General features: G+C 69.1%; 7 protein-coding genes. 2 read left to right on the plus strand and 5 right to left on the minus strand.

Annotated elements, in window-relative coordinates; translation table 11 throughout:
* The 5 genes from ACR2JA_RS15550 to ACR2JA_RS15570 all read right to left on the minus strand — a co-directional run.
* Positions 1 to 685, minus strand: a 685-nt coding sequence (locus ACR2JA_RS15550; protein ID WP_434009985.1) for an ABC transporter ATP-binding protein, incomplete at its 3' end; no start/stop codon positions are given.
* The gene (locus tag ACR2JA_RS15555; protein ID WP_434009986.1) at positions 682 to 1,647 is read right to left on the minus strand and encodes a branched-chain amino acid ABC transporter permease; all 966 of its coding nucleotides are present in this window, start codon (positions 1,645 to 1,647) and stop codon (positions 682 to 684) included. The genes ACR2JA_RS15550 and ACR2JA_RS15555, both read right to left, overlap by 4 nt.
* Positions 1,644 to 2,513, minus strand: coding sequence for a branched-chain amino acid ABC transporter permease (locus ACR2JA_RS15560; RefSeq protein ID WP_434009987.1), 870 nt, complete (start codon positions 2,511 to 2,513; stop codon positions 1,644 to 1,646). Before ACR2JA_RS15560 ends, ACR2JA_RS15555 begins: the two co-directional genes overlap by 4 nt.
* An 89-nt stretch (positions 2,514 to 2,602) precedes the next feature.
* Positions 2,603 to 3,772 (minus strand): ABC transporter substrate-binding protein, encoded by a 1,170-nt coding sequence (locus tag ACR2JA_RS15565; RefSeq protein WP_434009988.1) that lies wholly within the window; start codon positions 3,770 to 3,772, stop codon positions 2,603 to 2,605.
* A 140-nt stretch (positions 3,773 to 3,912) separates the two neighbouring features.
* On the minus strand, positions 3,913 to 5,160 hold the full coding sequence (locus ACR2JA_RS15570; protein WP_434009989.1) for a LysR family transcriptional regulator: 1,248 nt from the start codon (positions 5,158 to 5,160) through the stop codon (positions 3,913 to 3,915).
* An 89-nt stretch (positions 5,161 to 5,249) separates the two neighbouring features.
* On the opposite strand from ACR2JA_RS15570, the gene ACR2JA_RS15575 reads away from it, so the two are divergent.
* Together ACR2JA_RS15575 and ACR2JA_RS15580 are read left to right on the plus strand one after the other, a co-directional pair.
* The gene (locus ACR2JA_RS15575; RefSeq protein ID WP_434009990.1) at positions 5,250 to 5,780 is read left to right on the plus strand and encodes a MarR family winged helix-turn-helix transcriptional regulator; all 531 of its coding nucleotides are present in this window, start codon (positions 5,250 to 5,252) and stop codon (positions 5,778 to 5,780) included.
* Positions 5,781 to 5,868: 88 nt separating this feature from the next.
* Positions 5,869 to 6,575 (plus strand): Rieske 2Fe-2S domain-containing protein (locus ACR2JA_RS15580; RefSeq protein ID WP_434009991.1); only part of this gene is annotated, 707 nt, incomplete at its 3' end.

Consider the following 6,575-nt stretch of genomic DNA (forward strand, 5'->3'; position numbering starts at 1 on the left):
CCAGCACCGCGCCGTTGACCAGCACGGTGATGAAGCGGGCGAATTCAAACACCAGGTCCATGTCGTGCTCGATCAGCAGCACCGACACATCGGCCGGCAACGCGGCCACGGTGCGCAGCAGTTCCTCGCGCTCGCCCGCGGGCACACCGGCCACCGGCTCGTCGAGCAGCAGCACGCGCGGCTCGCAGGCCAGCGCGATGGCGATCTCCAGCAGGCGGCGCTTGCCGTAGGCCAGGTGCTCGGTGCGCACGTGGCGCACATCGCCCAGGTGGAACTGTTCCAGCAACTGGTCACAGCGCTCGTTCACCGCCGGCTGGCGGCCCAGGGGCTGCCACCAGCGCCCGCCCAGGCCCAGGTGCTGCGCCACCACCATGGCCAGGGTTTCCTGCGGTGTGAGGCTGTTGAACAGCTGGTTGATCTGGAAGGTGCGCACCATGCCGCGGCGCACGCGCTGGTGCGGTGCGAGGTGGGTGATGTCGTCACCATCGAGCAGGATCCGGCCGGCCGAGGGTTCGAGCACGCCCGTCAGCAGGTTGATCAGCGTGGTCTTGCCCGCGCCGTTGGGGCCGATGAGCGCGTGGCGCGCACCGTGGTGCACGTTGAGGCTCACGTCCTGGGTGGCGGCAATGCCGCCGAAGCGCTTGACCAGGCCTTCGGTTTTCAGCACGGTGTTGTTGGAAGTCATGCTGCCCCCTTCCCAGAAAACCATGTCCAGGGCTTGAGCAGTCGTTCGCGCCCGACCAGCACCAGCACCACCAGGAACAGGCCGACCCAGAAATTCCAGTACTGCGGGGTGATGCCGGCCACCACGTCGTGCAGCAGCTTGAACACCACCGCGCCGAACACGCCGCCGTAGAGCCAGCCCACGCCACCGATCACCAGCATCATCACGACGTCGGCCGAGCGTTCGATCGAGAACACGTCGAGCGAAGCGAAGCCCGTGGTCTGGGCCAGCAGCGCGCCGGCCGCGCCCGCCATGCCGGCGGCCAGGGTGTAGACCACCGACAGGCGCGAAAGCACAGGGATGCCGATGGCCATGGCGCGCAGGCGGTTGTCGCGCACCGCCTTGAGGGTGGCACCAAAGGGCGAATGCACCAGGCGCCGCGCCAGCACGAAACACAGCAGCAGCACGACCAGCGAGTACCAGGCGGCCACCTGGCCGTACAGGTCGAACTCGAAGCGGCCGAGCAGCGGGCCGATGGTCACGCCCTGCAGGCCGTCGGCGCCGCCGGTGAGCCAGTCGAGCTTGTTGGCCAGCTCGAACAGGATCAGCGTCAGCCCCAGCGTGACCATGATGCGGGTGAGGTCGGTGCCGCGCAGGATGGTGAGCGAGAACAGCGCACCCAGCAGCGTGCCCGCCACCGTGCCCACCAGCAGGCCCACCAGCGGGTCGGGCATGACGTGTTTGGCGAACAGCGCGGCGCTGTAGGCGCCAAAGCCCAGAAAGGCCGCGTGCCCCAGCGAGACGATGCCGGTGTAGCCCAGGATCAGGTCCAGCGACACCGCGAACAGCGCGACGATGGCGACCTCGTTGATGATGAGCGCGTGTTCCTTGAACAGCCAGGGCGTGGCCAGCGCGGCCAGCCAGAGCACAGGCTCCCAGGGGCGCCAGCGGGCCTGTGCGGCCAGGTGGGTGTGTGCGGTCATTTGCCACCTCCCAAGCGTGAGAACAGGCCGTGCGGGCGCCAGATGAGGATGGCGATCATGAGCGTGTAGACGATGAAGCCCCCGAGCTTGGGGATGTAGTACTTGCCCGCCACGTCGGCGATGCCCAGCAGCAGCGCCGCCAGCAGCGGGCCGGTGATGGACGAGGTGCCACCGACGGCGACGACGATGAGGAAATAGACCAGGAACTTGAGCGGAAAGCTCGGGTCCAGGCCCAGCACCTCGGCGCCCAACGCGCCGCCCAGGCCGGCCAGGCCCGAGCCCACCGCGAAGGTGGCGGCGAACACCAGGTTGACGTTGATGCCCAGGCTGGCGGCCACGCGCGGGTCGTCCACGCTGGCGCGCAACCGGCTGCCAAAGCGCGTGCGAGAGAGGATGAACTGCAGGCCCACCGTGAGCGCGGCGCAGATGGCGATGATGAACAGCCGGTAGTGCCCCATGCCCAGCGCGCCGTCGAACCACTCGGTGCGGCCGAGCAGCCATTCGGGCAGCTGGATGATCTGCTGCTGCGAGCCCATGAAGTAGTCGGTGGCGGCCACGGCCATGAAGGTCAGGCCGATGGAGAACAGCACCTGGTCCAGGTGCGGCTTGTTGTACATGGGCCGGTAGAGCGTGCGTTCGAGCACCGCCCCCACCAGCGCCGTGACGCCGAACGCGATGGGCAGACAGACGAGGAACGGCAGGCCCTGGTGCTGCATCAGCGCCACCGTGAGGTAACCGCCGAGCATGGCGAATGCGCCGTGGGCCAGGTTGATGAAGTTCATCAGCCCCATGGTCACCGACAGGCCCACGGCCAGGATGAACAGGAGCATGCCGTAGGCGATGCCGTCGAAGAGGATGGTCAGCATGGGACGTGTGGACCCCCGGGCGGGTGCACAGGGCACCCGCCATCAGGGTCTGGAAGGGACGGGAGAAGGGGCGCGGCCGGGGCCTGGCCTCACTGGGCCTTGCCCGGGTCCTTGACGTCGGTCACGGTCTGGATCTCGGTGTTCCACATCTGACCGTTGATCTTCTCGACCTTGCGCACGTACACGTTGTGCACCACGTCGCGGGTCTGCGCGTCGATGTAGATCGGGCCGCGCGGGCTCTCGACCACCTGGCCCTTCATGGCGTTGAGCAGGGCCTCGCCGCCCTCGCCCTTGGTTTTCTTCGCGCCTTCGTAGATCACGCGCATGCCGTCGTAGGCGCCCACGGCCATGAAGTTGGGGCGCATGCCGTTGTTGGCCTTGCCGAAGGCTTCGACGAACTTCTTGTTCAGCGGCGAGTTGTGCGCGGCCGAGTAGTGGTGCGCGGTGACCACGCCCAGCGCCACGTCGCCCATGCCGTTGAGGATGTCGTCATCGGTCACGCTGCCTTCGGCGATCATGCGGATGCCGGCCTTGTCCAGCCCGCGTTCCGCGAACTGCTTCATCAGCGCCGACCCGGCGCCCGACGGCACGAAGGTGAACAGCGCGTCGGGCTTGGCGTCGCGCACCTTCTGCAGGACGGGTGCAACGTCGGGGCTGCGCAGCGGCACGCGCAGGGTCTCGATCACCACGCCGCCGTTGGCCTGGAAGCGCTGGCTGAAGTACTTCTCGGAGTCCACGCCGGGGGCGTAGTCGGTCACCAGGCTCACCACCTTCTTGATGTTGTTCTTGGTCGCCCAGTCGGCCAACACCGTCACCACCTGCGGCACGGTGAAGCTGGTGCGCACGATGAAAGGCGAGGCCTGCGTGATGCTGGAGGTGGCCGCGGCCATCACCACCAGCGGCGTCTTGGACTGGGTGGCCACCGGTGCGGTGGCGAAGGCCAGCGGCGTGAGACCGAAGCCGGCCAGCACCTGCACCTTGTCGTTGATGACCATTTCCTGCGCGATGCGTTTGGTCACGTCGGGCGCGCCGGTGTCGTCCTTGACGATCAGCTGCACCTTCTTGCCCGCCACGGTGTCGCCGTTCTGCGCGACGTAGAGGCGGGCGGCGGCTTCGAGCTGTTTGCCGGTGGAGGCGAACGGCCCGGTCATGGGCAGGATCAGGCCGATCTTGAAGGTGTTGTCCTGAGCGGCGGCGTGGCCCAGGCTGCCGGCCAGCGCAAGGGCGGCGGCGGCGCGGATGAAGTGGCGTTTCTGCATGGTCTGTCTCCTGGTGTTTGCGGGTTTTCCCGTATGCAAGCCGCAGCAGGCTGGCGGCCGTTCAGGTTGCGAATGATCTCCGCCGCAGGCGACAGGGTCCAATGCTTTTGCCGGATCAGCTATGCATTTTGCTTATTCACTCAGGAGGCAGCGGTGTCGCCGGCGATCTGCCGCGCCACGCGACGCAACGCATCGAGCAAGGCCTGCGCCGCCGGCGTGGGCAGGTAGGCGGCGCGCCGCACCAGGCCGATCATGCGCGGCTCGTGGCGCACCGGCACCGGCAGTTCGGCCAGCAGGCCGGCGCGTATCTCGTCCTGCAGATGGCGCGGCGACATCAGCGCCAGCCGGTCGCTGCGGGCCAGCAGGGCCTGCATCATCAGCGCGCTGTTCACGCGCAGCGCGTCGGCCGGGATGGGAACGCCCGCCACCTTCAGCGCCTGCTCGAACGCGACCTGCGCCGGCGTGTTCGGCATCGGCATGATCCAGGCCGCTTCGCGCAGGTCTTTCCAGCCCAGGCGCGGCCGCTGCGCCAGCGGGTGGGCGGCGCGGGCCACCACCGCCAGGCGGTCGAGGAACAGGGTTTCCTGCTGCAGGTCGGCGCCGGGCAAGGCGGGCCGCAACGCGCCCACGATGAGGTCGATGTCGGCCTGGCGCAGCTGGTGCAGCAAGGCGTCGTAGGTGCCGTCGACGATGGTGATGACCAGGCCCGGGTGGTTCTGCAACACACGGTCCACCGCCAGCGACAGCAGGTGCCCGGTGGAGAACGGCAGCGTGCCGATGACCAGCCGGCCCTGCACCACACCGCGCCGTGCGGCCAGCTCGTCACCGGCCTGCTGCAGCTCGGCGCGCGCGAGCTTGAAGGCCTGCAGCGTGGCCTCGCCGGCCTCGGTCAGGCGCAGACCCTTGCGCGCCCGCACGAACAGCGGCGCGCCGGCCATGTGTTCCAGCTGCGCCAGGGTCTGGTGCACCGCGGGCTGGCTGATGTCCAGCGCCTGGGCGCTGGCGGTTTCGGTGCCGGTCTGCGCCAAGGACAGCAGCACCGCCAGGTGGCGCGCGCCCACGCCGGCGGCGAGGCGGCTGCCGGTCCAGCCCAGTGCGTCCGGGCTGTGGCCGCGTCGCGCGGGCGCATCCACCTGCGCCAGGTGGGCCAGGCCGCGCGCCGCGCGCAACGCGAGCACCTGGCCCAGGGGCGTGGGCGCCATGCCGCGGCCCGAGCGCTCGAACAGCAGGCCGCCCAGGTCGGCTTCCAGCGCCTGGATGGCGCGCACCACGGACGACTGCGACAGGTGCAGCGCGCTGGCCGCGGCCACGGTGCTGCCCGTGGCCGCGACGGCGCACAGCGCGCGCAGCGGCTTGAGCTGGTTCAGCAGCGGAGGAACATTGGACATGCATCACCTTGGGCGCACGGAGTGCCGCCGATTATGGAAGCGCGTGCGCCCTGCCCTGGCGCACCCGGGGCTGCCCTATAGTCCCGCCCATGGCACGCCGCGACACCCCCCCGACGACCCCGCCCCGCCCCGCCGCCGCCGTGGCGGCCAGCCCCATCCCGGACAGCGGCATCACCCTGCAGGCCGAGCCCGGCCACCTGATCCGCCGCGCGCACCAGCTGGCGGTGTCCACCTTCCACGACTCGCACGGCCGGCAGATCACGCCGGTGCAGTACGCCATCCTGCGGGCGCTGCAGGACACGCCGGGCATCGACCAGGTGACCCTGGCCGACAAGGTGGCGCTGGACACCTCGACCACCGCCGACATTGCCACCCGGCTGGAAAGCAAGGGCTGGATCGTGCGCGAGCTGCTGCCGCGCCGCCAGCGCGCGCTGCACCTCACGCCCGAAGGCGAAGCGGTGCTGGCCGACATGCTGCCGCGCGTGGTGCCCATGTACCGCCAGCTGCTGGCGCCGCTGGCGCCCGCCGAGCAGGCCGAGTTCCTGCGCCTGCTGCGCAAGTTCGTGCTGCTCAACGAGCCTGCAGCCCCCGAACAGAATTCGGGAAAACCCGAAGCCTGACCCCCTTCTGCTGCCGCGCGCAAGTTCCTACAATGCCCCACATTCAGCATACTGAATGAAGACACCCACCCACCAACGGAGACGCCCCATGTTCCCCCTCAACACCTGGTACGTCGCTGCGCGCAGCGAAGAGATTCCCGCCGACAAGCCGCTGGGCCGGCGCATCTGCAACCAGCCCATGGCCTTCTTCCGCAACAGCGCGGGCGTGGTGGCGGCGGTGCTCGATTTCTGCCCGCACCGCGGTGCGCCCCTGTCGCTGGGTTTTGTCGAAGGCGACACCCTGGTGTGCGGCTACCACGGCCTGGCCATGGGCTGCGACGGCAAGACCGTGTCCATGCCCTGCCAGCGCGTGCGCGGCTTCCCGGCTATCCGCAGCTTTGCGGTGCACGAGGCACACGGCTTCGTCTGGGTCTGGCCGGGCGACGCGGCCCTGGCCGACGTGGCGCTGGTGCCCACCTTCGAATGGCAGGGCAACCCGGCCTTCGGTTACGGCGGCGGGCTCTACCACATCGCCTGCGACTACAGGCTCATGATCGACAACCTGATGGACCTGACGCACGAGACCTACGTGCACAGCAACAGCATCGGCCAGAAGGAAATCGACGAAGTGCCGTGCCAGACCCGGGTCGACGGCGACCACGTGGTCACCGAACGCTACATGGAAGGCATCGAGGCGCCACCGTTCTGGAAGATGGCGCTGCGCCTGAACGACCTGCCCGACGACCAGCCGGTCGACCGCTGGCAGATCTGCCACTTCACGCCGCCCAGCCACGTGATGATCGAAGTGGGCGTGGC

It is taken from the genome of Hydrogenophaga sp., assembly GCF_051007235.1.
GTDB lineage: Bacteria > Pseudomonadota > Gammaproteobacteria > Burkholderiales > Burkholderiaceae_C > Hydrogenophaga.

Excerpts from the sequence above, each read along its gene's own strand:
- ACR2JA_RS15560 (WP_434009987.1), bottom strand. The coding sequence starts at position 2,513 with ATGCTGACCATCCTCTTCGACGGCATCGCCTACGGCATGCTCCTGTTC.
- ACR2JA_RS15565 (WP_434009988.1), bottom strand. The coding sequence starts at position 3,772 with ATGCAGAAACGCCACTTCATCCGCGCCGCCGCCGCCCTTGCGCTGGCC.
- ACR2JA_RS15555 (WP_434009986.1), bottom strand. The coding sequence starts at position 1,647 with ATGACCGCACACACCCACCTGGCCGCACAGGCCCGCTGGCGCCCCTGG.
- ACR2JA_RS15570 (WP_434009989.1), bottom strand. The coding sequence starts at position 5,160 with ATGTCCAATGTTCCTCCGCTGCTGAACCAGCTCAAGCCGCTGCGCGCG.
- ACR2JA_RS15575 (WP_434009990.1), top strand. The coding sequence starts at position 5,250 with ATGGCACGCCGCGACACCCCCCCGACGACCCCGCCCCGCCCCGCCGCC.